Source organism: Pseudomonas sp. B35(2017) (assembly GCF_002113645.1).
Lineage (GTDB): Bacteria > Pseudomonadota > Gammaproteobacteria > Pseudomonadales > Pseudomonadaceae > Aquipseudomonas > Aquipseudomonas ekonensis.
In genome coordinates, this window is the sequence record NZ_NEIZ01000009.1 from 21,004 (window position 1) to 44,714 (window position 23,711).

A 23,711-nucleotide genomic window follows, 5' to 3' on the forward strand; every position below is an offset into this window, starting at 1 on the left:
CACACCCCCGGAGGTCATGGATGGAGACGTCAGCCGCGAGCCCGCCACCCGCACCCGGTCCCGCCCCGGTCAAGACCCGGCGCTTCAACGTGTCGCTGGTGTGGATCGTGCCGATCGTCGCGGTGCTGGTGGGCATTTCGCTGGTGGTGCACAACCTGATGCAGGAAGGCCCGACCATCACCGTCTCGTTCAAGACCGGCAGCGGCCTGACCGCCAACAAGACCGAAGTCAAATACCGCAACGTGGTGATCGGCCACGTGACCGACGTCGAGCTGAGCAACGACCAGAAAAGCGTCAACGCCACCCTCAAGCTGTCCAAGCAGGCCGAGACCTTCACCCGCAAGGACTCGCAGTTCTGGGTGGTGCGCCCGCGCATCGGCGCCGGCGGCGTGTCGGGCATCGACACGTTGCTCTCCGGCGACTACATCGGCGCCGACATCGGTCAGTCCGCCAGCCGCGCCAAGCGCTTCACCGGGCTTGAGAACCCGCCGCCGATCACCTACGGCGAACCGGGCAAGCGCTTCAACCTGCACACCCAGGACCTGGGCTCCCTGGACATCGGCTCGCCGGTCTACTACCGCAAGATCCCGGTGGGCCAGGTCGTCGCCTACGCGCTGGACGCCGACGGCAAAGGCGTGACCGTCGAAGTGTTCATCCATGCGCCCAACGATGCCTACGTCACCGAGAACACCCGTTTCTGGAACGCCAGCGGCCTGGACGTGAACGTCGGCGCCAACGGTTTCGCGGTCAAGACCGAATCGCTGTCCACCCTGCTGGTCGGCGGCGTCGCTTTCCGCGCACCGGAGTACAGCCCCAACGACGTGGCGGCCGAAGAACTCAAGACCTTCGACCTGTTCGACGACCAGCAGACCGCCCTCGCCCCGCCCAACGGCAAGCCGCAGTACCTGAGCCTGCGGTTCGACCAGGCGCTGCGGGGGCTCAAGGTCGATGCACCGGTGGAATTCCTCGGCATGGAAGTGGGCCGGGTGGTGAGCGTGAACCTGGATTTCGACGAGAAGAAACGCAGCTTCCCGGTCAACGTCGGCATCGTGATCTACCCGCAGCGCCTGGGCCAGGCCCACATCAAGATGCTCAAGGTGCTCAAGCACAATCCCGAAGACGAAGCCGCCGCCGTGCGGCTGATCGGCACCTTCGTCGAGAACGGCCTGCGTGCCCAGGCCCGCAGCGGCAACCTGCTCACCGGCCAGTTGTACATCGCCCTGGACTTCTATCCGAAGGCCGAAAAGGTCGCGTTCGACCCAACCCTGCGCCCCGTCATGATCCCGACCCTCCCCGGCAGCCTCGAACAGCTGCAGGAAAAGCTTGAAGCCGTGATCGACAAGCTCAACAAGCTGCCGGTGGAACGGATCGCCGGCAACCTGGACAGCAACCTGGTGGAACTGCGCAAAGGCCTGACCCAGTTCAACGCCAAGACATTGCCAGGCGTGCAGAACACCCTGTCCGACGTGAGCAAGACCTTGCAGTCGGCCAACTCGACCCTGGCCGAAGACTCGCCGCAGCGCGAACAGCTGACCCGCACGCTGGATGAACTCGGCCGCATGTCGCGTTCGCTGCGCGAACTCTCGGATTACCTGGGCCGGCACCCGGAATCCTTGATCCGCGGACGTCCCGACAACGCCGAGCCGCTGGACCTGAAAGGCCCGCCGCGCAACTGAGCACAGGAGCTGTCCCATGGCCTCACCGCTGAAAACCGCCGTGCTCGCCGCATGCCTGCTGCTCGGCGCCTGCCGCAGCGACCCGATCAGCTTCCATACCCTGACCCCGGCGCAACCGGCCGCCGGCCGCGCCGGCCCGGACATCGCCCTGGAAGGCATCAGCGTGCCGCCGCAGGTGGATCGGCCGCAGATCGTCATCCGCCAGGGCAACAGCGGCCTGGCGATCCTGGAGACCGAATGGTGGGCGGCGAGCCTGGCCGATGAATTGCGTAGCACCCTGACGGATCAGTTGGGCAATGCCGGCAGCCCGCGCAAGGCGTCGGTGCTGATCGAGGTGCAGCGCTTCGATTCGGTGCCCGGCCAGTACGGGCTTATCGACGTCAAATGGCAGCTGCGGGCAGCGGGCGGCGACGGTGCGCGGCTGGCCTGCCGTTCGACCTTGCGCACGCCGTCCGGGCCTTCGATCGACGAGTTGGTGAGCGCCCAGCAAAACAACGTCAAACGCCTGGCCGCGCTGATCATTCAGGCCGCGGGCGGCAATCGCGGTTGCCCGACGGCCTCCTGAGCCGGCGGGGTCAGTTCCACCGCGAAACGGCAACCGTTGGGCTCACGGGTGGTGAGTTCTACCGTCCAGCGCTGCCGGGTGCAGATCCGCTGCACCAGCGACAGCCCCAGACCGAGCCCTTCGCCGCGACGCTCGTCGCCGCGCACGAACGGCTGGAACATCGCCGGGCGCTGCTCCTCGGGGATGCCGATGCCGCTGTCCTCCACCACAAAACCGCTTTGCGTCAGCGTGAGGCGCACGTAGCCCTTATCCGTGTAGTGCCAGGCATTGCGCAGCAGGTTGCCCATCACCGATTGCAGAAACGTCAGGTTGTAGCTCTGCGAATGGGTCGGGTTCGTGTCGTAGAAGAATTCGAGGCCCTTTTCCCGGATCAACCGGCCCCAGATTTCCGCCTGGGCGTCCGCCACCTGCCTGAGCGTGGCGCAGATGTCGTTGCCGGTGTCGTCCTGGGCACGGGCCAGCATCAGGAAAGTATCCACCAGTTGGCGCATCTCATGGCTGGCCCTGGCGATGCGGTTCACTTGCGCCGAGGAGCGCGGGTCAAGCGACGGGTTGGCGAGCAGCAGTTCGCAGGAGCCGGACAGCACCATCAGCGGCGTGCGCAGTTCGTGGCTGACGTCGGCGGTGAACAGCTTTTCCCGGCTCAGGGTCTCGCGCAGGCGCCCCAGCGTCTGGTCGAACGAGAGCGCCAGTTCGCCCACTTCATCCGCCGCGTAGTCCGGGTGCAGCGGCGGCGCCAGCTCCAGCAACTGATCGCGGTGACGCACCTGCCGCGCCAGGCGGATCACCGGCGCCATCACCCTGCGCGCCAGCAGGCGCCCCAGCACCAACGCCAGCAGTACGCTGAGCAGAAACCCGACGGTCACCACGACGAACAGCAAGTGCTCGCGCTTTTCCAGGCTTTCCTGGTCGCGCAGCAGCACGTACTTGCGCCCGCCGACCAATTCCACCATGGCAAAGAACGCATCGTCGCCGAACGTCACCTCCTGAAAGCCCGGCGGCAATGCCGCCAGCGTCGGGGTGAGCGCCAACGGTCCCGGGCCTCCCTCGAAGTAAAAAAGTTCATCTTTTTCCGGGCGATGGTTCCACCGGGTGATGTCATCCATTGCCAACAGTCGGCGTAATCCGCCGCTCAGGGCGGTGCTCGTCAGCTTGTGCTCCACCACATGGACGGTGGCCACGATGCCCACGGCAAACACGCCCGCGACGACGGCGCTCATCAGAGCAAACACGATGACGATGCGCTTGCTCAGGCTTTGCTTGAGATCCATTCGGTTCGGTGACTCCAGGGCTTTGGCAGGCGCGTTCCGGGCTGCACGGCATGGGGGCGACACACCGTCGCCCCTGTTGAAGTCGAAAAAATACAACTTCAGCCCAGCCGTCAATATTTGTAAGCCTCTAACCCAAACAAAATTCGGATTTGAGTTTATTTATCAATTACCGGATTAGTTGCGGATCTACGGCTCTGGCATTTTTTTCACATGTTCTTCACCGCGCCCCAACGAGCAGCTGCGTAGTGTTCAGCTACCGTTCATGTTCCCCGCGATCAAAGTTGATTAAATAGTTGGCACTCCCCGTGCCTGACTTATTCAGAAAGTTCTAAGGGGTCGAGCCTTGGGAGAGTCCGTGCAATTCATTTCCGCCAATAAGAAAGGGCGCTTGAAACATATGCGCATACTGGTGCTATTGGCCTGGCTCCTGCCGCTGGCCGCGCTGGTCAGCGGGTTTGTCTGGTGGCCGCGCACGCCGACCTATCTGGGCAACGCGGGGCCTGCCGAAACCAGCCGGTTGGTCACGGCCTGGAAGGCTGGCGAAGTGGTTGCGCTGGTACGCCATACCGAACGCTGCGACCGCTCCGAGAACCTTTGCCTGGGGCCGGCCGACGGCATCACGCAGGTGGGCAGCGCGGCGGCGACCGCCGTGGGGCAAGGCTTCACGCACCTGGGCATGGACCAGGCCCAGGTGCTGAGCAGCCCGATGACACGCACCGCGCAGACCGCACACTTCATGTTCGGCCACGACGCCGCCACCCAGGAATGGCTGGCCACTTGCGGCCCCACGCTGCGCAATGACGTGGTGGCGCACAAGGTTGCGCAACATAACCTGGTGCTGGTGACCCACAGCGGCTGCATCAGCGATTTCGAGAAGCAGACCGGGTTCCCCCACGCGGCCACCGCAGAGTACGGCAGCGCACTGTTCGTACGCATCGGCGGCAAGGGGCAGCTTGAAGTAATGGGCATCGTCAACGCCGACACTTGGCCGCAACTTTCCCTGAAGTAAGGCCACAACGGAAACAGTGACGTTATTTGTCAGCCTAACCACAGCGCTTTCATTGTTTTGTAAAGAAAGATGTATTACGGGCCGCCAAACTGGACATCCGTCCCATTTAGGCTTGTCTTAATCGCGAGCGCGCCTGCCTGGAGGTTGGGACGCACTCTGAATACAGGAAACATCCGTAGCCCGACCACGCGCCTGCATTCATTCAACCCGATGGCCCACCGACGCAGGAACATGTCGGCAGGACCGTTGAACCCTGCACTCCGCCCCACCAAGGCTTTGTCATGACGTCCCAAAACAATCCGCTGCGCCACGCTGCCCGCCCTATCCCCCTGAACCGCCCCGACGCCTCCTTCGAACGCTGGGCCATCCTCGGCCTGGTCCTGGCGTTCGCCGTGTTCTACCTGCTGCCGTTGATGAACCACGGCCTGTGGATCCCGGACGAGACCCGCTACGGCCAGATCAGCCAGGAAATGCTCCAGAGCGGCAACTGGGTCGCTCCGCACTTCATGGGCATCCGCTACTTCGAGAAGCCCGCCGGCGGCTACTGGCTGATCGCGATCGGTCAGGCGATCTTCGGCGAGAACCTGTTCGGCGTGCGCATCGCCTCGGCCCTGAGCACCGGAGTCAGCGTCTGGCTGGCCTACCTGCTGGCCCGCCGCCTGTGGAACTCGCCGCGCATCAGCGCCGCCTGCGCCCTGCTCTACATGAGTTTCGGCCTGATCGCCGGACAAGCCGGGTACGCCAACCTCGACCCGCAGTTCACCCTGTGGGTCAACCTGAGCCTGGTGGCGGTGTGGTTCGCCCTCGACAGCCGGACGCCAAGGGGCCGATTGGGCGGCTGGGCACTGTTGGGGCTGGCCTGCGGCATGGGCTTCCTGACCAAGGGGTTCCTGGCGTTGATGCTGCCGGTGCTGATCGTGCTGCCTTACATGGTCTGGCAGCGCCGCTTCGGCGAACTGCTGCGCTACGGCCCGTTGGCCGTGCTGGTGGCGGCGCTGGTCAGCCTGCCGTGGGTGATTGCTGTCCATTATCGGGAACCGGACTTCTGGCGTTTCTTCTTCTGGCACGAGCACATCCGCCGTTTCGCCGCCGGCGACGCGGCGCAGCATGCCCGCCCGTGGTGGTTCTACCTGCCGCTGCTGTTCGCCTCCACCCTGCCATGGGCGGTGCTGCTGCCATCGACGCTGATGCGCACGTGGCGGGAACGGCGCGAACCGAAAACCGCGTTCCTTGCCCTGTGGTTCCTCCTGCCGCTGGCCTTCTTCAGCCTCAGCAGCGGCAAGCTGCCGACCTACATCATGCCGTGCCTGCTGCCGCTGGCCCTGCTGATGGGGCACACCGTGGTGACCTGGCTGGACAACCGCAGCAGCCGCGTACTGCGCCTGAACGGCATCATCAACACCGTGCTGGCCAGCGTGGCGCTGGTGGCCCTGCTCTACCTGCAGAGCAAGCGCGAACTCTACGAAAACACCGAGATGTTCAGCCTGTCGCTGGCCTACATCGTGCTGATCGGCTGGATCATCGCCAATGCCCTGCAAACCCTGCGACCGTTGACGCTGTGGGCGATGCCGGCGCTGGGCATCGGCCTGCTGGTGGCGCTGCTGCCGGCGGCGATGCCGGCGCGGATCGTCGACAGCAAGATGCCCGACCAATTCATCGCCGAGCACCAGCAGGCGCTGGGCGAAACCGCTTCGCTGTTGAGCAACGACCTGGGCGCGGCCTCGGCCCTGTCATGGCGGCTGAACCGCCCGCAGGTGGATCTGTTCAACACCGTGGGCGAACTGAAGTACGGTCTCGATGACCCGGCGATGGCCAACCGCAAGGTCAGCCTCGACAGCGTCGGCCAGTGGATGACCGATGCACGCAAGAAAGGCTCGGTGGGTGTGGTGATGCGCGTCAACAGCACCCAGGAAGAGGAAGAAGTCGAACTGCTGCCGGTGGACGGCCAGCACTTCCGGCGCGGCAACCTGCACATCTTCATCTTTCCCCAGAGCCAGCCATGACCGTAAGCAATGATCGGCGCGACGACCGTCGCGCCCTGTGGCTGCTGCTGGGCGCCACCGCCCTGATGCTGATGCTGGGCCTGGGCGGCCGCGAACTCTGGGGCGCCGAAACCCGCTGGGCCAACATCGCATTGCAGATGCTGCAGAGCGGCGACTACTTCGACCCGTACCTCAAGGGCGGCGCCTATTACGACAAGCCGCTGCTCTCCTACTGGCTGATCACCGCCAGCAGCTGGCTGACCGGCGGCCTGGGCCACTGGTCGCTGCGCCTGTCGTCGGTGGTGGCGGCGTGGCTCAGCGTGTGGCTGGTCTACCTGCTGGGCGAACGCCTGTTCCGTATGGGCACCGGGTTGATCGCCGGGTGGATGCTGGCGACCACGTTCTACTTCGTGTTCTGGGCCCGGGTCGCCACCGCCGACATCCTCACCGTGTGCGGTGTGCTGGCGGCGGTCTGGTGGTACTGGCGCGGGCCGGACGACACCCGTTTCTCGCGCTACGTGGTGTTTTGCCTGCTGCTGGCCCTGACCTCACTGTTCAAGGGGCTGATCGGCTTCATCCTGCCGGGGCTGGTGCTGCTGCCGCACCTGCTGGAGGACGGCCGCTGGAAACGTCACCTCAACCTGCGCCTGGGCGCGGCGCTGCTGGTGGCCGGGGCGTTCTACATGACGCCGTTCCTGCTCTCGCACCTGTACGGCGCACCGAACTACGGCGAAAGCGGCCTGGGCCTGGTGCTGCGGGAAAACGTGGTGCGCTTCTTCCAGCCGTTCGACAACATCGGGCCGATCTGGACCTATCTGGTCTACCTGCCGGTCTACACCCTGCCGTGGGCGCCGTGCTGGATCATTGCGCTGTGGGTGGCGGTGCGTCATTGGCGGCACATCGAGCCCGACACCCGCCGGCTGATCCAGGGCCTGGGCCTGTTGCTGCTGTTCTTCACCGCCAGCGGCAGCCGGCGCAGCTACTACGTGCTGCCGCTGGTGCCGTTCGCGCAGTTGCTCGGCGCCTGGTGGATCACCCGGCGCATGGCGGCGCGTGAAGCCCAAGGGCGGTTCGGCGGCAATCGCCTCAAGGCAGGGTTCGCCGCCGCCACGGTGCTGACGCTCGGCGTGCTGGGCGTCCTCTACCCGTGGACCAACAGTGGCGGCGGCGTGATCCGCTTCGGCGAAACCGTACGCCAGCAAGCCAGCCTGCAAGCACCGCTCAAGCAGTGGGAGATGGTGATGGTCGAGGTGGACAACAAAGTGCCGATGTATCTGCAGACCGGCGGCGCCCCCTTCTACTACGTGCAGGAAACCCAGGACTTCCCTCGCGCCGGCGACACCGCCGCGCTGATGGCCTGGCTGGAACGCACCAGCGGCCGCCACTGGGATCCGCAGCGCACGATCATCGTCGCGCAGTACCGCCCCGGCGACCCGGTGCCCCTGGATTACCTGGGCGCGGACCACCAGGTCGTCACCACCACTCCCACCCGCGGCGAACAGGTGTTCCATGTCCGCCAGGACCAGAGCGTGGCCTACATCCCCCGCAACTGACCGACAGCGCTTCTGTGTGACGCACGGCAACCCTGCAAAGGCCGAGTGACTGCTAACCTGAATGGCAATGACATGTATTAACGGTTTGTTTGACGTTTTTTTCTCATTTGCCTCTCTACATTGCCAGCCATCCGACATTTGCAACTCATTCGCATTGCTAGGCACGCGACGGGTTGCCGATCACGTCTCACCACAGGAGCTGTCCCGTCATGCGTCCACGCGTCCCGTCCTTCCTGAAACTCGCTGCGCTCACTGCCGCACTGTTGGGTGCCGGCCATGCCGTTGCCGCTGACTCGGTCGGCATCGTGGTGTACAACGCCCAGCACGAAACCCTGACCAAGGCCTGGGTCGCGGGCTTCACCGAAGAGACCGGCATCCCGGTGACCCTACGCAACGGCGACGACACCGAGATGGGCAACCAACTGGTGCAGGAAGGCAAGGCCTCTCCGGCGGACGTGTTCCTCACCGAGAACTCCCCGGCCATGGTGCTGGTGGACAACGCCAAGCTGTTCGCGCCTGTGGCCCCGGCCACGCTGGAGCAAGTGGACGCCGCCTACCGCCCGGCCCATGGCCAGTGGGTCGGCATCGCGGCCCGCTCCACCGTGTTCGTCTACAACCCGGCCAAACTGGCGGAAAAGGACTTGCCCAAATCCCTGATGGACCTGGCGGATCCGGCCTGGAAAGGCCGCTGGGCCGCCTCACCGGCCGGCGCGGACTTCCAGGCCATCGTCGCCGCCGTCCTGCAGCAGAAAGGCGAAGCCGCCACGCTGGATTGGCTCAAGGCCATGAAAACCAACGCCACCGCCTACCGCGGCAACAGCGCGGTGCTCAAGGCCGTGAACGCCGGTCAGATCGACAGCGGCGTCATCTACCACTATTACAGCTTCGTCGATCAGTCCAAGACCGGCGAGAACAGCAAGAACACCGCCCTGCACTACTTCCGGCATCAGGATCCGGGCGCCTTCGTGAGCATTTCCGGCGGCGGCGTGCTGGCGTCCAGCAAACACCAGGAGGAAGCCCAGAAATTCCTCGAGTACATCACCGGCAAACAGGGCCAGGAGGTGCTGCGCACCGGCAAGTCGTTTGAGTACGCCGTGGGCAAGGACGCCGGTTCCAACCCCAAACTGGTGCCGTTGAAGGATCTGGGCGCGCCGAAAGTCGATGCGTCGAAGCTCGACAGCAAGAAAGCCGTCGAACTGATGACCCAGGCCGGACTGTTGTAATTGATGCATGAATCTCTGCCGGCGGGAGTCGCTGCGGCGCCTTCCGTCAACCTGTCGCGTCAGTCCCGGGCCTTCAATGGGCGCGGGAGCTCGTGGGTGGTCGTGCTGGCCGTGGCGGTGTCGCTGTTGTCGCTGCTGCCGATCGGGTTTGTGATCGGCGTGTCGTGGTACACCGGCTGGGCGACCATCGAAGCGCTGGTGTTCCGCCCGCGCGTGGCCGAGCTTCTGGTCAACACCGTGCTGCTGGTGCTGATCACCTTGCCCGTGTGCATCGTGCTCGGTACGGCGCTGGCCTGGCTCACCGAGCGCACGGACCTGCCGGGCCGGCGGATCTGGTCGCTGCTGGCGGTCGCGCCGCTGGCGGTGCCGGCCTTCGTGCACAGTTACGCCTGGGTCAGCCTGGTGCCGTCGATCCACGGGTTGCCGGCCGGTGTGCTGGTGTCCGTGATCGCCTATTTCCCGTTCCTCTATTTGCCGATCGCCGCGACGCTGCGGCGCCTGGATCCGGCCATCGAGGACGTGGCCGAGTCCCTGGGCCTGAAGCCCCGGGCGGTGTTCTTCCGGGTGGTGCTGCCGCAACTGCGCCTGGCCATCTGCGGCGGCGCGCTACTGGTGGGCCTGCATCTGCTGGCCGAATACGGCCTGTACGCGATGATCCGCTTCGACACGTTCACCACGGCGATCTTCGACCAGTTCAAGTCCACCTTCAACGGCCCGGCCGCCAACATGCTGGCCGGGGTGTTGGCGCTGTGCTGCCTGGCGATGCTCACCGCCGAGTCCGCCGCCCGGGGCCAGGCTCGTTATGCGCGGGTCGGCTCCGGCAGCGCCCGCGAGCAGCGCACCGTGCGCCTGCGCCCGGCCACCACCGCCTTGGGCCTGATCCTGCAAACGGTGACGTGTCTGCTGGCCCTGGGCGTGCCGCTGCTCACGCTCGGCCGCTGGCTGATCGCCGGCGGCGCCGAGGTCTGGCAAGGCGACGAGCTGCTGCCGGCCCTGCTCCAGACCTTGTCGTTCGGCGTCACCGGCGCGCTGCTGACCAGCCTCGCGGCGATCCCCATCGCCTGGCTGTCGATCCGTGCCCCCGGCAAGCTGCAGCGCCTGCTCGAAGGCTGCAACTACATCACCAGCGCATTGCCGGGGATCGTCGTGGCCCTGGCCCTGGTCACCGTGACGATCCATTTCGCCCGGCCGATCTACCAGACCACCCTCACCGTGCTGCTGGCGTACCTGCTGATGTTCCTGCCCCGGGCGCTGGTCAGCCTGCGCGCCGGTTTCGCCCAGGCGCCGGTGGAGCTGGAGAACATCGCCCAGAGCCTGGGGCGTTCGCCGCTGCGGGCCTTGTGGCTGATCACCCTGCGCCTGGCGGCGCCCGGTGCGGCGGCGGGCGCGGCGCTGGTGTTCCTGGCGATCACCAACGAACTCACCGCCACCTTGCTGCTCGCGCCCAACGGCACGCGCACCCTGGCCACCGGTTTCTGGGCCATGACCAGCGAAATCGACTACGCCGCCGCTGCGCCCTACGCGCTGCTGATGGTGATCCTGTCGCTGCCGCTGACGGCCATCCTCTACCACCAATCCAGGCGCAGTGCCGGTCGATGAACGCTCTCGAACTCAAATCCCTTTGCAAGACCTTCGGCGCACAGACGGCGCTGGACGACGTCAGCCTGTCGGTGCCCGCCGGCAGCCGCACGGTGATCGTCGGCCCGTCCGGCTCGGGCAAGACCACGTTGCTGCGCATGATCGCCGGCTTCGAATTCCCCGACGCCGGCAGCCTCACGCTCAACGGCCAGACGCTGGCGGACAGCACCCATGCCGTGCCCGCCTACCAGCGCCAGATCGGCTATGTGCCGCAGGACGGCGCGCTGTTCCCGCACATGACAGTGGCCGCCAACATCGGCTTCGGCCTGGCGGAGACCGGCACCGCCCGTTCCGAACGGATCGCCGAACTGATGGACAGCGTCGCGCTCGACGCGGGCATGGCCACGCGCTGGCCCCATGAGCTGTCCGGCGGCCAGCAGCAGCGGGTGTCGCTGGCCCGGGCGCTGGCCCAGCAACCGCGGCTGATGCTACTGGACGAACCGTTTTCCGCCCTCGACACCGGCCTGCGCGGCGCCATGCGCAAGATGGTCGCGCGCCTGTTGGAAGCGACCGGCGTGACCACCATCCTGGTCACCCACGATCAGAGCGAGGCGCTGTCGTTCGCCGATCAACTGGCGGTCATGCGCGGCGGGCGGTTGGTGCAGTCCGGCCACCCGATGGATCTGTACCGCTACCCGGACGACGAGCAGACCGCCCGTTTTCTCGGCGAGGCGGTGGTGATGCCCGCGCGGATCGAGGCCGGTTGGGCCGATTGCGACCTGGGCCGGGTGCCGGTCAACAGCAACGGCTTCTGCGGCGATGCGCAAATCATGCTGCGCCCCGAGCAGCTGCTGCTGTCTGATACGGTCGACCCGCAGGGCTGCAACGCCGTGGTCACCGAGCGGGACTTCGGCGGCAACACCTGCACCCTGACCGTGGAGCTGCGCCCGCCGGCGGCCATGGACGCCGGGCGCTCATTGCTGGTGCGCAGCACCGGCATGCATGCGCCGTCGGCCGGCAGCGCCGTGCAACTGTCGGTGCTGGGAGCGGCCCACGTCTTCGACGCTCAGTGACCGGAGGTCGAGCGTGATCAGAGGTCGAAGCGGTCCACCGCCCGCCGCCGCTCGTTGTCGTCGCGCACGTCGTAGTTGGCGGTGGTCTGGATGTTGCTGTGGTGGGCCAGCTTCTGCGCGATCGACAGGTCGTGCTCCTCGATCACCCGGGTGATGAACGAGCGGCGGAAATCGTGGGGCATGATCTTCACCCCGACCTGAGTGCCACGCTGGCGGGCGATGTAGTAGATCGCATGCTTGGTGATGCGCTCGCGGGTGATGTGGCTGCCGCGCCGGATGCGGTTGAACAGGAACGCATCGTCGCGCTCGCCTTCCTTGAGCTGCGAACGGCGCAGCTCCAGCCAGGCGTCGAGCTTGGCGAACGCCCAGGCCGGCGCGTACTTGATCAGTTGTTTGTTGCCCTTGCCGGTGACGCACAGGCTGCGCTCGCCGAAGTCCACCTGGTGCAGGTCCAGGTTCACCGACTCCGACTTGCGCATGCCGGTGCCGTACAGCAAGGCGATGATCGCCGCGTCGCGCAGCCCCTGCGGACGCGGGTCGGCGGCGCAGACTTCCATCAGTTCGTGGATCAGGGTGCGTTTCAGATTGCGCCCCTGGGACAGCCGTGTGCCGGCGATGCCTTTGACCGAACGCATCTTCAACAGATGTTCGTGACTGATCAGGCTCATGCGCCAGGCTTCGTTCATGACGCCGCGAACGGCATTCACATACAGCGAAGAAGTGTTCGGCGCGTAGTTGTCGGCGCGCAATGCGGCGACCAGCGCAACAACATCTTCCGGTTGCAGCGCGTGCCAGGGAATGTCTTCGACATTCACGTCTTCAAATCCCAGGCGGTCGGCGGCGTCTTGCAGCACATAACGCATGGTGAGTTGGCTGGAGGGCGCCAGACGCGCCAGATACAGGGACATCGGGCTGGTTGCGGAGTCTTTCGAAGGTGCAGCGGGTAAGTCGATCAAACGATAGGCCTTGAATAAAAACGGTTCAGTACTGCAACTAACAACTGTAATGAGACTGATCTAAATAGCGTTTTTCCGTAGGACTTTTCGACAAAAAAACGCGATAAACGGTAGAAGTCTGAACACTGGCTGTATGACTTTGAGATAAACGATTCGCCGACCGGTTTTTCATATTCCTTTCACAAAATCGAGCATAACCTTAAGTTCGATTGATCCTCAGCCGGCACCGACCAACCTGCCGGGCAACGCCTGAAAAGTCAACCAAACCCCGACGTCATGTTGTTTTGGCAACTCCTTGATGCGAAGAGTTTTTTTGCGTCTACGCTGGGATTGGATCCAATAGGAAACAGATCAGTCATTTTTATTCGCAGCGAGGTGCTCATGAGTCAGGCGTTTCTCCCCTTCTCCCGCCCGAGTATCGGCGAGGAGGAAATAGCAGCCGTCGAACAGGTCCTGCGTTCAGGCTGGATCACCACCGGCCCGAAGAACCAGGCACTCGAAGAGCAATTCGCGCAATACGTCGGCTGCCGCCACGCGGTGGCGCTGTCGTCGGCCACCGGCGGCATGCACATCACCCTGCTGGCCCTGGGCATCGGCCCCGGCGATGAAGTGATCACGCCGTCGCAGACCTGGGTCTCCACCGCCAACATGATCTCGCTGCTCGGCGCCACGCCGGTGTTCGTCGATGTCGACCGCGACACCCTGATGACCGACGCCGCCCGCATCGAAGCCGCCATCACCCCGCGCACCAAAGCCATCATTCCGGTGCACTACGCCGGCGCCGCGTTCGACCTGGATCCGCTCTACGCCCTGGCCGACAAGCACGGCATCGCGGTGATCGAAGACGCCGCCCACGCCGCCGGCACCCGCTACAAGGGCCGCCACGTCGGTTCCACCGGCACCGCGATCTTCTCGTTCCATGCGATCAAGAACATGACCTGCGCCGAAGGCGCGATGTTCGTCACCGACGACGAAGCCCTGGCCAACCGCGTGCGCATGCTCAAGTTCCACGGCCTGGGCGTGGATGCCTACGACCGCCTCACCCACGGCCGCAAGCCTCAGGCCCAGGTGATGGAACCGGGCTTCAAGTACAACCTGGCCGACATCAACGCCGCCATCGCCCTGGTGCAGCTGGAGCGCCTGGACGCGATCAACGCCCGCCGCACCGAACTCGCCACCCAGTACCTGCAGCGCCTCGAAGGCCTGCCGGTGCAGCCGCTGTCGCTGCCGACCTACGCGCAGCAGCACGCCTGGCACCTGTTCATCCTGCGCATCGACAGCGAACGCTGCGGCCTGGACCGCGAGGCCTTCATGAAAGGCCTGCAGGACCTGGGCATCGGCACCGGCATCCATTTCATCGCCACCCACCTGCACACCTGGTACCGCCAGCGTGACCCCGATCTGTACCTGCCCCACACCGAATGGAACTCGGCGCGGCTGTGCTCGATTCCGTTGTTCCCCGACATGACCGGCCAGGATCTTGACCGCGTCGTCGGGGCCATTGAACACGTACTGGAAAAACGCCCGTGAGACCTTACCCAATCCATTGTGTGTCGATCGTCATCCCGGTCTACAACGAAGAGGAAAGCCTGCCGGAGCTGCTGCGCCGCACCGCCGCCGCTTGCGCCCAGCTCAAGCACGAATACGAAATCGTGCTGGTGGACGACGGCAGCCGCGACCGCTCCGCGCAATTGCTCGAAGACGCGGCCCAGGCCCCGGACAGCCCGTTCGTGGCGGTGATCCTCAACCGCAACTACGGCCAGCACGCGGCGATCATGGCCGGTTTCGAGCAGTGCAAGGGCGACGTGGTCATCACCCTCGACGCCGACCTGCAGAACCCGCCGGAAGAGATCCCGCGGCTGGTGGCCGAAGCCGAGCGCGGCTACGACGTGGTCGGCACCGTGCGCAACAACCGCCAGGACTCGGCCCTGCGCCGCTGGCCGTCGAAGCTGATCAACCTCGCCGTGCAACGCTCCACCGGCGTGGCCATGAGCGACTACGGCTGCATGCTGCGCGCCTACCGCCGCACGATCATCGACGCGATGCTGGCCTGCCGCGAGCGCAGCACGTTCATTCCGATCCTGGCCAACAGCTTCGCCCGCCACACCACCGAGATCGTCGTGGCCCACGCCGAGCGTGAGCACGGCGACTCGAAGTACAGCCCGATGCGCCTGATCAACCTGATGTTCGACTTGATCACCTGCATGACCACCACACCGCTGCGCCTGCTGAGCATCGTCGGCTTCACGATGGCGGGCCTGGGCCTGCTGTTCGCCTTCGCGCTGATCGTGCTGCGCCTGGCGCTCGGCGCCGGCTGGGGTGGCGACGGCCTGTTCGTGCTGTTCGCGGTCTTGTTCGTGTTCACCGGCGGCCAGTTCATCGGCATGGGGCTTCTGGGTGAATACCTGGGCCGCATGTACAGCGACGTGCGCGCCCGCCCGCGTTTCTTCATCGAGAAGGTGCTGCGCAGCCACCCGGCCGCGCCGGCGCCTGCCGTCACCGTCGACGGTCTCTCCACTGCCCAACATCAAAACTCCACTTCTGATCAGGTTTTCCAATGAGCGCAAAAACTGTTGTCTTCGCCTATCACGATATCGGCTGCGCCGGCATTCAAGCCCTGCTCGACAGTGGTTTCGACATCGCGGCGGTGTTCACCCACGCCGACGATCCGAAGGAAAACGCCTTCTACGCGTCGGTCGCGCAGCTGTGCGCCGACAAAGGCATCCCGGTGCACGCGCCGGAAGACGCCAACCACCCGCTGTGGGTCGAGCGCATCGCCAAGCTCAACCCCGAGTACATCTTCTCGTTCTACTACCGCAACCTGCTGAGCGAGGCCTTGCTGGCCACCGCTTCCAAGGGCGCCTACAACCTGCACGGCTCGCTGCTGCCGCGCTACCGCGGCCGGGCACCGGCCAACTGGGTGCTGGTCAACGGCGAGACCGAGACCGGCGTCACCCTGCACCGCATGGTCAAGCGCGCCGATGCCGGTGCCATCGTCGCCCAGCAACGGGTGGCCATCGAGCGCAGCGACACCGGCCTGAGCCTGCACGCCAAGCTGCGCACCGCCGCCGGCGACCTGCTGCGCGACACCTTGCCGGCGCTGCTGCAAGGCAAAGTCACCGAAACCCCGCAGGACGAGTCCAAGGCCACCGTGTTCGGCCGTCGCACCCCGGCGGACGGCAAGCTGCTGTGGAACAAGCCGGCCGAAGAACTGTTCAACCTCGTGCGCGCCGTCACCCGGCCGTATCCGGGCGCGTTCTGCGCCGTGGGCGAGCACAAGCTGATCGTGTGGAGCGCCGACGTCGTCCAGGGCAACGAAGGCCAGGCCCCGGGCCGGGTGATCAGCACCGATCCGCTGCGCATCGCCTGCGGCCAGGACTCGCTGGTGATCAACGCCGGCCAGCGCAACGACAACGGCCTGTACCTGCGCGGCCCGCAACTGGCCGACGAACTGGGCCTGGTGGACGGCTCGCTGCTGCGCGGCGCCGAGTCCGGCCACGGCCCGCGCCGCACCCGTGTGCTGATCCTCGGCGTCAACGGCTTCATCGGCAACCACTTGTCCGAGCGCCTGCTGCGTGACGACCGCTACGAAGTCTATGGCCTGGACATCGGTTCCGACGCCATCGAACGCCTGCGCAGCCATCCGCACTTCCACTTCGTCGAAGGCGACATCAGCATTCACTCCGAGTGGATCGAGTACCACATCAAGAAGTGCGACGTGGTGCTGCCGCTGGTGGCCATCGCCACGCCGATCGAATACACCCGCAACCCGCTGCGCGTGTTCGAGCTCGACTTCGAGGAAAACCTGCGGCTGGTGCGCTTCTGCGTCAAGTACAACAAGCGCGTGATCTTCCCGTCGACCTCGGAGGTCTACGGCATGTGCCAGGACCCGAACTTCGACGAAGACAGCTCCAACCTGGTGGTCGGACCGATCAACAAGCAGCGCTGGATCTACTCGGTGTCCAAGCAGCTGCTGGATCGTGTGATCTGGGCCTACGGCCAGAAAGGCCTGAACTTCACCCTGTTCCGTCCGTTCAACTGGATGGGCCCGCGCCTGGACCGCCTGGACTCGGCCCGCATCGGCAGTTCCCGCGCCATCACCCAGCTGATCCTCAACCTGGTGGAAGGCACGCCGATCCGCCTGTTCGACGGCGGCGAGCAGAAACGCTGCTTCACCGACATCGCCGACGGCGTCGAGGCCCTGGCGCGGATCATCGACAACGACAACGACGTCTGCAACGGCCAGATCATCAACATCGGCAACCCGGACAACGAAGCCAGCATCCGTCAGTTGGGCGAAGAGTTGCTGCGCCAGTTCGAAGCCCACCCGCTGCGCCACAACTTCCCGCCGTTCGCCGGTTTCCGCGACGTGGAAAGCAAGGCGTTCTACGGCGGCGGCTACCAGGACGTGTCGCACCGCAAGCCGAGCATCGCCAACGCCAAGCGCCTGCTGGACTGGGCGCCGACCGTGGAGATGCGCGAGACCATCGGCAACACCCTGGACTTCTTCCTGCGCGAGGCGATGCTCGAAATCGCCCAGCGCCCTAAAGAAGAAGCGCGCTGATGCAGGCAGGCTTGCGTATTGATGTCGATACCTTCCGCGGCACCCGTGAAGGCGTGCCGCGCCTGCTGGACATCCTCGACGAGGCGCAGGTCAAGGCGACGTTCTTCTTCAGTGTCGGCCCGGACAACATGGGCCGGCACCTGTGGCGCCTGATCCGCCCGCAGTTCCTGTGGAAGATGCTGCGCTCCAACGCCGCCGGCCTGTACGGCTGGGACATCCTGCTGGCCGGCACCGCCTGGCCGGGCAAGCCGATCGGCCGCGAGCTCGGGCACCTGATGCGCCGGGCCCGGGACGCCGGCCACGAAATCGGCCTGCACGCCTGGGATCACCACGGCTGGCAGGCCAATGCCGGACGCTGGAGCGACGCGCAGCTGATCGAACAGATCCGCCGCGGCGTGGATACCCTCGGCGACATCGTCGGCGAAAAGATCCAGTGCTCCGCCGCTGCGGGTTGGCGGGCGGATGAGCGGGTGATCGAAGCCAAGCAGGCCTTCGGCTTTCGCTACAACAGCGATTGCCGCGGGCAGCAGGTGTTCCGGCCACTGCTCGCCGACGGCTCGGCAGGCACCCCGCAGATTCCGGTGGATCTGCCGACCTTCGACGAAGTGGTGGGCCCGACCGTGGCGGCCAAGGACTTCAACGCTTTCATCCTCGACCGGTTCCGCGACCGGCAACTCAACGTCTACACCATTCATGCCGAGGTGGAAGGGATTCTGATGGCACCTGATTTTCGACAATTGCTGGCCGATGCGCGCCGGCGCGACATCGCGTTCCGACCGCTGGGCGACCTGTTGCCCGAGTTCTTGAACACACTGCCCCTGGGCCGTGTGCAACGGGGTGCCCTGGAAGGCCGCGAAGGCTGGCTGGGAGTGCAAGGGGCATGAGCAAGCGCTGGGCGTTGCCGCTGTTGCTGTTGCTCTTTCTGCTGGCCTACCTGCTGCCGCTGGGCAGCCATGGCTTGTGGATCCCCGACGAGACCCGTTACGCGCAGATCAGCCAGGACATGCTGCTGAGCGGCAACTGGGTGTCGCCGCACTTCATGGGGCTGCGCTATTTCGAGAAGCCGATCGCCGGCTACTGGATGATCGCCCTGGGGCAGGAGCTGTTCGGGCAGAACCTGTTCGGCGTGCGTTTCGCCTCGGCCCTGAGCACGGGCCTGAGCGTGTTGCTGTGCTTTTTGGTGGCCCGGCGGCTGTGGAACGATCCGCGCAAGAGTTTCGCCTGCGCCCTGCTCTACATGAGCTTCACCGTCGTGGCCGGCCAGGCAGGGTACGCCAACCTCGATCCGCAATTCACATTCTGGGTCAACCTGAGCCTGGTGGCCTTGTGGTTCGCCCTCGACAGCCGCACCACCGGCCAACGCCTGGCGGGCTGGTCGGTGCTGGGCCTGGCCTGCGGCATGGGGTTCATGACCAAGGGCTTTCTGGCCTGGGCGCTGCCGGTGCTGATCGCCTTGCCGTGGATGCTCTGGCAGAAACGCTGGCGCGAGCTGCTGGTCTTCGGGCCGGTGGCCGTCGTCGTGGCGATCGCTGTGAGCCTGCCGTGGGTGCTGGCCGTACACGCCCAGGAGCCGGACTACTGGCGGTTCTTCTTCTGGCACGAGCACATCCGCCGTTTCGCCGGCGATGACGCCCAGCACGACGCGCCTTGGTGGTTCTACATTCCGTTGCTGCTGGCGTTCAGCCTGCCGTGGGCCGGACTGTGGCCGACGGCGGTGCGCCAGGCCTGGCAGACCCGTCGCGAGCCGGCCATGGCGTTCCTCGGCCTGTGGCTGGTGATGCCGCTGCTGTTCTTCAGCCTGAGCAACGGCAAGCTGCCGACCTACATCCTGCCGTGCCTGCTGCCGTTGGCCCTGCTGCTGGGCCATGTGCTGGCCGAGCGCCTGCGCCTGGAACAAGGCCGGGCCCTGGGGTTCAACGGGCTGCTGAACATGGCGCTGGGGATCGTCACCCTCATCGCCCTGGTGTACGTGCAGCTGAAAAAGCCGCTGTACGACCACGAGCTGCACAGCCTGGTGCTGGTGTTCATCGGCCTGACCGGCTGGATCATCAGCAACCTGCTGCAGGCGTTCCGTCCGTTGCAGTGCTGGGCGGCCCCGGCGTTCGGCAGTCTGCTGTTCATCGCGCTGCTGCCGGCGGCGCTGCCCAAGTCGGTGGTGGCCAACAAGACTCCGGACCAGTTCATCCTGCATCACCAGGACGAACTGGCCGGCACCACCCACCTGCTGAGCAACGACCTCGGTGCGGCCTCGGCGCTGGCCTGGCGCCTGCAGCGCCCGAACGTGGCGTTGTACAACACCGTAGGCGAACTGAAATATGGCTTGGCCTATCCTGAGGGCATCGAGCGGCGGATCGACTCTTTCCGGGTCGAACAGTGGATGCGCGAAGCCCGCCGAACCGGTTCGGTCGGCGTGGTGATGCGCGTCAAGGGGCAGGATGAACTGGACGAAATCGATCGTCTTCCCAAGGACGGCGTCCGCTACGAACAGGGCAACCTGGTGATCATGATCCTGCCGAAGGTGGCGTCATGAGCCTGTTGCTGCTGTTGACCGCTTGCCTGCTGACGTGCCTGGGCCAGGTGGCGCAGAAATACGCCGTGGAGAGCTGGCGCGGCGTCGACTCGTCCTGGGTCGACAAGCTGCGCTCGCCCTGGCTGTGGCTCGCGCTGTTCGCCCTGGGTTCCGGCCTACTGGTGTGGCTGCTGGTGTTGCAGCGCATGGATGTGGGCATCGCCTACCCGATGCTCAGCCTCAACTTCGTCTTCATCACTCTGATCGCCCGCTTCGTGTTCCGTGAGCCCATCGACCGCCGCCACTGGTTCGGCGTGTTGCTGGTGATCGGCGGCGTGGCGCTGCTGGGGCAACAGTCATGAGCCAGAAACGCGGAATCGCCTTCGCCCTGGGCAGTGTGGCGCTGGCCAGCGGCGCGCAACTGGGCATGCGCTGGAGCATGGTGCGCCTGCCGCAGCCCCAGCAATGGCTGGAGGCGCTTGGCGCCGGCGGCATCGACCTGACCGCGCTGGCGTTGGTGGCCGCCGCGATCCTGGCCTACGCCCTGTCGATGCTCTGCTGGCTCGCCGCTCTGCGCGACGTGCCGCTGGGGCGGGCGTACTCGCTGCTCAGCGTCAGCTACGCATTGGTTTACCTGCTGGCGGCCAGCCTGCCGCTGTTCAACGAATCCTTCAGCGTTACCAAATCCCTGGGCGTGGCCTTGGTCATGCTCGGCGTCATCACCATCAACACTCGTCCGGCATGTGCGCCTGAATTGAGGAGTACCCCATGAAAATCACAGTATTCGGTAGCGGTTACGTCGGTCTGGTGCAGGCGGCCGTGCTGGCCGAGGTCGGCCACGACGTGGTGTGCATGGACATCGACGAGAAGAAAGTCGAACTGTTGCGCCAAGGCCACGTGAGCATCTTCGAACCGGGGCTGGCCAGCCTGGTGCGCGAGGGCCTGGACGGCCAGCGGCTGCAATTCACCAGCGACGAAAAGCTCGCGGTGCAGCACGGCCAGGTGGCGTTCATCGCCGTCGGCACGCCCTCTCAGGAGGACGGCTCGGCCGACCTGCGCTACGTGCTGTCGGTGGGCGACGCGGTGGCCCGCCACCGTGAGAAGCCGCTGATCCTGGTGGAGAAATCCACCGTGCCGGTGGGCACCGGCGACACCCTGCGCGCGCACATCGAAAAAGCCTTGGTCAAGGCCGGCAAGCTGCTGCAGTTCGATATCGTGTCCAACCCCGAATTCCTCAAGGAAGGCTCGGCGGTCAGCGATTGCCGCCGCCCGGACCGGATCGTCATCGGCTGCGAACGCGAAGAGGTGCGCGATGTGATGCGCGACCTGTACTCGCCGTTCAACCGCAACCACGACCGCATCATGTTCATGGACCTGCGCAGCGCCGAACTGACCAAGTACGCCGCCAACTGCATGCTGGCGACCAAGATCAGCTTCATCAACCAGATCGCCGAACTGGCCGAACACCTGGGGGCCGACATCGAGTCGGTGCGTCAGGGCATCGGCGCCGACACGCGCATCGGCTACCACTTCATCTACCCCGGCTGCGGCTACGGCGGCTCGTGCTTCCCCAAAGACATGCGCGCCCTGATCCACAGCGCCGAGGAAGCCCACTGCTCCAGCGACCTGCTGCAAGCGGTGGAAGCCATCAACCAGCGGCAGAAGCACAAGCTGTTCGAACGCATCAACGCGTTCTACAAGGGTGAACTGCGCGGCAAGACCTTCGCCCTCTGGGGCCTGGCGTTCAAGCCCAACACCGACGACATGCGCGACGCGCCGAGCCGGGTGCTGCTCGAATCGCTGTGGGCCGCTGGCGCCAACGTGCGGGCGTTCGACCCTGAAGCCATGCAGGAAACCCAGCACCTGTACCCGGACGAGTCGAAGCTGATGCTGATGGGCACCCCCGAATCGGTGCTGGCCGGTTCCGACGCGCTGATCATCTGCACCGAATGGCAGCAGTTCAAGGCGCCGGACTTCGACCTGATCAAGCAGCGCCTCAAGGAGCCGGTGATCTTCGACGGCCGCAACCTGTACGACGCCGAACGCCTGGCCCGCAACGGCTTCCATTACTTCCCGATGGGCCGGGGGGAATCGCGCACGCTGCCGATTCCGCTGCAGCAGTGGCCTCACACCTCGGACGTCGCTTGACCGCGCTGTCGCCTGCCGTCCGCCGGCAGTCCCTGATCGCGGGGCTGCTGGCGTTGCTGCTGTTCATCGCCGGGGTGTACGGGCAGGCCCCCATCGGTTTCGATTCGCGGTTCGTGCTGTTCGCCCAGGAGATGCTGCGCCACGGGCCGACGGTGTTCCCCACCACTTACGGCGAGCCGTATGCCGACTACTCGGCGCTGTCGACGCTGTTCGTCTGGCTGCTGTCCCTGCCCTTCGGCGCGGTCAACAGCCTGACGGCGTGGTTGCCCAGCGCCGTGGCGGGCGCGGTGACCGTGACCTTGATGTACCGGCTGCTGGCGGTGCATTCGGTTCGCTGGGCGCTGACCGCCATCGCCCTGCTGATGCTGACCGTCACCTTCGTCACCGAAGTGCGGGCGGTGTCCCAGGATTTGATGCTGGCGGCGGTGGCGCTGGCGGTGTTCTACCTCGGCTACGCCCATGACCACTTCGGCGCCGGCCGGCGCTGGCCGCTGGTCTTTGCGTTGCTGCTGCTCGGTTTCGGCATCCGCGGGCCCATCGGCCTGGTGGTGCCGACCGGCATGCTGTGCAGCTATTACTTGCTCGAACGCCAATGGGTGCGGTTGCTGCTGTTCGGCGTGCTGGCCTCGGTGCTGCTGGCGGCGTGCGTCGGCCTGTTGCTGTGGCTGGCCAAGGTCAGCGGCGGCGAGGCGTTCGTCCAGGACGTGATCCGCATGCAGTTCATGGGGCGCATGGACGGCAGCGAAGGCGTCAGCGGCTCGCTCTACTACTTCACCAGTTCGCTGGGCAACTACGCGCTGGCCTATCCGCTGGCATTGCTGGCCCTGGCGGCAGCGTGGCTGAGCAAGCCCCGCCAACGCGGGCCGGCCCTGCGTTTGGTGCAGTACTGCGCGGCGGCGGGTTTGATCGTGATGGTCGGCCTGTCGATCCCGCAGGCGAAGAAGGCCCGTTACCTGCTGCCGATGCTGCCGATGGCGGCGATCATTGCGGCGTATCCGTTCCAGGTCGCCCATGGCCGGGTGTTCGCCTGGCTGCGCGGGGTGATTCAAGGCTTGTGGCTGGTGACGCCGGGGTTGCTGATGGTGGCTTTGCTGGTTGCCCGGAAGAGATTTCCGGAGCATCTGACGGGGTTGCTTCCGGTGCTGATCGTGTTGGGCGTCCTGCAACTGGCGGCGTTGTCGCGGCTGTGGCGGCCGCGCTGGCGGGCCGAGACGCTGGCCTTCAGCGCGGTGCTGGCGTTGTGGGCGGTGTATGCGCTGGTGTTCGAACCGGTGGAGCGTCAGCTCTACGACACCCGCACCTTCAGCCGGGCCGTGCTCGCTCAGGTGGAGCAGAACCCTGCGCCGCTGGTGCTGCAAGGCATGGGCAAGGACGCCAAGGCGATCAAGTTCATGGTCAACGTCGAGAAGGACCTGCAGCCGCAGTTCAGCGATTCCCTCCAGGCGCTGGAAACCCTCAAGGGACCGGCCTGGCTGATGATGGACCGCAGCGACTACCAGACCTTGAAAGGCACGCCGTTGGGTGACGCGCCGCCGGTGCTGAGCGGCCGTTTCGACAAAAACGACTATGTGCTGCTGTGGCTGAAGCCGTAACCTGCGGGTTTT

General features: G+C 65.5%; 19 protein-coding genes. 17 read left to right on the forward strand and 2 right to left on the reverse strand.

Translation table 11 applies throughout. The annotated features are described in order from the left end of the window. The first annotated feature begins 20 nt into the window (after positions 1–20). A complete protein-coding gene (locus tag CAG41_RS16555; RefSeq protein ID WP_085707212.1) occupies positions 21–1,676 on the forward strand; it encodes an intermembrane transport protein PqiB in 1,656 nt (551 codons plus the stop codon). Positions 1,677–1,692: 16 nt separating this feature from the next. Continuing rightward, a complete protein-coding gene (locus CAG41_RS16560; protein WP_085583009.1) occupies positions 1,693–2,241 on the forward strand; it encodes a membrane integrity-associated transporter subunit PqiC in 549 nt (182 codons plus the stop codon). Here CAG41_RS16560 and CAG41_RS16565 read toward each other — a convergent pair. Then, positions 2,199–3,512 carry a HAMP domain-containing sensor histidine kinase gene (locus CAG41_RS16565; protein WP_085707213.1) on the reverse strand — a complete coding sequence of 438 codons (1,314 nt, stop codon included), beginning with the start codon at positions 3,510–3,512 and terminating at the stop codon, positions 2,199–2,201. The genes CAG41_RS16560 and CAG41_RS16565 overlap by 43 nt on opposite strands. Before the next feature lie 397 nt (positions 3,513–3,909). Here CAG41_RS16565 and CAG41_RS16570 point away from each other — a divergent pair, with 397 nt between their 5' ends. The 6 genes from CAG41_RS16570 (at position 3,910) to CAG41_RS16595 (ending at position 11,930) form a co-directional block, all read left to right on the forward strand. Then, the gene (locus tag CAG41_RS16570) at positions 3,910–4,521 is read left to right on the forward strand and encodes a histidine phosphatase family protein (RefSeq protein ID WP_085657173.1); all 612 of its coding nucleotides are present in this window, start codon (positions 3,910–3,912) and stop codon (positions 4,519–4,521) included. A gap of 281 nt (positions 4,522–4,802) precedes the next feature. Then, positions 4,803–6,524 (forward strand): lipid IV(A) 4-amino-4-deoxy-L-arabinosyltransferase, encoded by a 1,722-nt coding sequence (arnT, locus tag CAG41_RS16575; RefSeq protein WP_085707214.1) that lies wholly within the window; start codon positions 4,803–4,805, stop codon positions 6,522–6,524. Continuing rightward, positions 6,521–8,056, forward strand: a complete 1,536-nt coding sequence (locus tag CAG41_RS16580; RefSeq protein ID WP_085632543.1) for a glycosyltransferase family 39 protein — start codon at positions 6,521–6,523, stop codon at positions 8,054–8,056. The genes arnT (CAG41_RS16575) and CAG41_RS16580 overlap by 4 nt, the downstream gene beginning before the upstream one ends. A 209-nt stretch (positions 8,057–8,265) precedes the next feature. After that, positions 8,266–9,279 (forward strand): iron ABC transporter substrate-binding protein, encoded by a 1,014-nt coding sequence (locus CAG41_RS16585; protein WP_085639584.1) that lies wholly within the window; start codon positions 8,266–8,268, stop codon positions 9,277–9,279. A gap of 3 nt (positions 9,280–9,282) precedes the next feature. Then, positions 9,283–10,878 carry an iron ABC transporter permease gene (locus CAG41_RS16590; RefSeq protein WP_085707251.1) on the forward strand — a complete coding sequence of 532 codons (1,596 nt, stop codon included), beginning with the start codon at positions 9,283–9,285 and terminating at the stop codon, positions 10,876–10,878. Beyond that, positions 10,875–11,930: an ABC transporter ATP-binding protein gene (locus CAG41_RS16595; protein WP_085707215.1), complete on the forward strand. Its 1,056-nt coding sequence runs from the start codon at positions 10,875–10,877 to the stop codon at positions 11,928–11,930. Before CAG41_RS16590 ends, CAG41_RS16595 begins: the two co-directional genes overlap by 4 nt. 17 nt (positions 11,931–11,947) lie before the next feature. Here the strand turns inward: CAG41_RS16595 and xerC are convergent, their stop codons facing one another. Then, positions 11,948–12,838: a tyrosine recombinase XerC gene (gene xerC / locus CAG41_RS16600; RefSeq protein ID WP_085707216.1), complete on the reverse strand. Its 891-nt coding sequence runs from the start codon at positions 12,836–12,838 to the stop codon at positions 11,948–11,950. A gap of 429 nt (positions 12,839–13,267) precedes the next feature. Between xerC and arnB the strand changes: the two genes are divergently transcribed. From arnB to CAG41_RS16645, 9 genes are read left to right on the forward strand one after another with little or no spacing between them, the layout of a single operon-like run. Further along, positions 13,268–14,416, forward strand: a complete 1,149-nt coding sequence (gene arnB / locus CAG41_RS16605; RefSeq protein WP_085583025.1) for a UDP-4-amino-4-deoxy-L-arabinose aminotransferase — start codon at positions 13,268–13,270, stop codon at positions 14,414–14,416. Then, the gene (gene arnC / locus CAG41_RS16610; protein ID WP_085583027.1) at positions 14,413–15,447 is read left to right on the forward strand and encodes an undecaprenyl-phosphate 4-deoxy-4-formamido-L-arabinose transferase; all 1,035 of its coding nucleotides are present in this window, start codon (positions 14,413–14,415) and stop codon (positions 15,445–15,447) included. Before arnB ends, arnC begins: the two co-directional genes overlap by 4 nt. Next, on the forward strand, positions 15,444–17,450 hold the full coding sequence (gene arnA / locus CAG41_RS16615; protein ID WP_085632534.1) for a bifunctional UDP-4-amino-4-deoxy-L-arabinose formyltransferase/UDP-glucuronic acid oxidase ArnA: 2,007 nt from the start codon (positions 15,444–15,446) through the stop codon (positions 17,448–17,450). Before arnC ends, arnA begins: the two co-directional genes overlap by 4 nt. Further along, positions 17,450–18,334 (forward strand): 4-deoxy-4-formamido-L-arabinose-phosphoundecaprenol deformylase, encoded by an 885-nt coding sequence (gene arnD / locus CAG41_RS16620; protein WP_085639587.1) that lies wholly within the window; start codon positions 17,450–17,452, stop codon positions 18,332–18,334. The genes arnA and arnD overlap by 1 nt, the downstream gene beginning before the upstream one ends. Then, on the forward strand, positions 18,331–19,980 hold the full coding sequence (gene arnT / locus CAG41_RS16625) for a lipid IV(A) 4-amino-4-deoxy-L-arabinosyltransferase (RefSeq protein WP_085632530.1): 1,650 nt from the start codon (positions 18,331–18,333) through the stop codon (positions 19,978–19,980). The genes arnD and arnT (CAG41_RS16625) overlap by 4 nt, the downstream gene beginning before the upstream one ends. Continuing rightward, positions 19,977–20,321 (forward strand): 4-amino-4-deoxy-L-arabinose-phosphoundecaprenol flippase subunit ArnE, encoded by a 345-nt coding sequence (gene arnE, locus CAG41_RS16630; protein WP_085583035.1) that lies wholly within the window; start codon positions 19,977–19,979, stop codon positions 20,319–20,321. The genes arnT (CAG41_RS16625) and arnE overlap by 4 nt, the downstream gene beginning before the upstream one ends. Next, positions 20,318–20,731 carry a 4-amino-4-deoxy-L-arabinose-phosphoundecaprenol flippase subunit ArnF gene (gene arnF, locus CAG41_RS16635; protein WP_085583037.1) on the forward strand — a complete coding sequence of 138 codons (414 nt, stop codon included), beginning with the start codon at positions 20,318–20,320 and terminating at the stop codon, positions 20,729–20,731. The genes arnE and arnF overlap by 4 nt, the downstream gene beginning before the upstream one ends. Next, positions 20,728–22,107 carry a UDP-glucose/GDP-mannose dehydrogenase family protein gene (locus CAG41_RS16640; RefSeq protein ID WP_085707217.1) on the forward strand — a complete coding sequence of 460 codons (1,380 nt, stop codon included), beginning with the start codon at positions 20,728–20,730 and terminating at the stop codon, positions 22,105–22,107. The genes arnF and CAG41_RS16640 overlap by 4 nt, the downstream gene beginning before the upstream one ends. Continuing rightward, positions 22,104–23,699, forward strand: coding sequence for a glycosyltransferase family 39 protein (locus CAG41_RS16645; RefSeq protein ID WP_139834977.1), 1,596 nt, complete (start codon positions 22,104–22,106; stop codon positions 23,697–23,699). Before CAG41_RS16640 ends, CAG41_RS16645 begins: the two co-directional genes overlap by 4 nt. Positions 23,700–23,711: the final 12 nt, after the last annotated feature.

What these genes read in the sequence shown, in the direction of transcription:
- CAG41_RS16555 (WP_085707212.1), top strand. Translation starts at nt 21, where the DNA reads ATGGAGACGTCAGCCGCGAGCCCGCCACCCGCACCCGGTCCCGCCCCG.
- CAG41_RS16560 (WP_085583009.1), top strand. Translation starts at nt 1,693, where the DNA reads ATGGCCTCACCGCTGAAAACCGCCGTGCTCGCCGCATGCCTGCTGCTC.
- CAG41_RS16565 (WP_085707213.1), bottom strand. Translation starts at nt 3,512, where the DNA reads ATGGATCTCAAGCAAAGCCTGAGCAAGCGCATCGTCATCGTGTTTGCT.
- CAG41_RS16570 (WP_085657173.1), top strand. Translation starts at nt 3,910, where the DNA reads ATGCGCATACTGGTGCTATTGGCCTGGCTCCTGCCGCTGGCCGCGCTG.
- arnT (WP_085707214.1), top strand. Translation starts at nt 4,803, where the DNA reads ATGACGTCCCAAAACAATCCGCTGCGCCACGCTGCCCGCCCTATCCCC.
- CAG41_RS16580 (WP_085632543.1), top strand. Translation starts at nt 6,521, where the DNA reads ATGACCGTAAGCAATGATCGGCGCGACGACCGTCGCGCCCTGTGGCTG.
- CAG41_RS16585 (WP_085639584.1), top strand. Translation starts at nt 8,266, where the DNA reads ATGCGTCCACGCGTCCCGTCCTTCCTGAAACTCGCTGCGCTCACTGCC.
- CAG41_RS16590 (WP_085707251.1), top strand. Translation starts at nt 9,283, where the DNA reads ATGCATGAATCTCTGCCGGCGGGAGTCGCTGCGGCGCCTTCCGTCAAC.
- CAG41_RS16595 (WP_085707215.1), top strand. Translation starts at nt 10,875, where the DNA reads ATGAACGCTCTCGAACTCAAATCCCTTTGCAAGACCTTCGGCGCACAG.
- xerC (WP_085707216.1), bottom strand. Translation starts at nt 12,838, where the DNA reads ATGTCCCTGTATCTGGCGCGTCTGGCGCCCTCCAGCCAACTCACCATG.
- arnB (WP_085583025.1), top strand. Translation starts at nt 13,268, where the DNA reads ATGAGTCAGGCGTTTCTCCCCTTCTCCCGCCCGAGTATCGGCGAGGAG.
- arnA (WP_085632534.1), top strand. Translation starts at nt 15,444, where the DNA reads ATGAGCGCAAAAACTGTTGTCTTCGCCTATCACGATATCGGCTGCGCC.
- arnD (WP_085639587.1), top strand. Translation starts at nt 17,450, where the DNA reads ATGCAGGCAGGCTTGCGTATTGATGTCGATACCTTCCGCGGCACCCGT.
- arnT (WP_085632530.1), top strand. Translation starts at nt 18,331, where the DNA reads ATGAGCAAGCGCTGGGCGTTGCCGCTGTTGCTGTTGCTCTTTCTGCTG.
- arnE (WP_085583035.1), top strand. Translation starts at nt 19,977, where the DNA reads ATGAGCCTGTTGCTGCTGTTGACCGCTTGCCTGCTGACGTGCCTGGGC.
- arnF (WP_085583037.1), top strand. Translation starts at nt 20,318, where the DNA reads ATGAGCCAGAAACGCGGAATCGCCTTCGCCCTGGGCAGTGTGGCGCTG.
- CAG41_RS16640 (WP_085707217.1), top strand. Translation starts at nt 20,728, where the DNA reads ATGAAAATCACAGTATTCGGTAGCGGTTACGTCGGTCTGGTGCAGGCG.